This window comes from Bradyrhizobium sp. WSM4874 (assembly GCF_055811835.1).
Genome location: NZ_JBVVPR010000244.1, coordinates 1 through 335 on the forward strand (window position 1 = coordinate 1; position 335 = coordinate 335).

1 pseudogene is annotated in these 335 nt (G+C 62.4%); it reads left to right on the forward strand.

Features of this window, described 5'->3' with window-relative positions:
- A pseudogene (locus AC0L3P_RS40220) lies at positions 1-335 on the forward strand (ISL3 family transposase); the annotation flags it as partial.

Consider the following 335-nt stretch of genomic DNA (forward strand, 5'->3'; position numbering starts at 1 on the left):
CTCATCCGCAGGGTATTGCGAGGTCAGCGATCCGACGTGTTCAGGGTGCGCGAGAGCTCGCTCGAGCACTACCTGCCGTGGCTCGACGCTCAGTAGGCCGCTGGCCATTGTAATGGCGCCGACCTGTGGCCTTGCCTCAAGGCGCAGGGATTTAGAGGCTCGGTGCGAGTCGTTGCCGAATGGGCGACACGCCGTCGACGTGCCGAAATGCCCGATGCTCGGAGCCTGCAGCCCATACCGTCCGCGAGAACGATCGCTCGCCTGATGACCAATGGCCGCGATACGTTATCAAAGTCAGAAACCGTCACCATTGCGGCCATCGAGCAAGGCGTTCC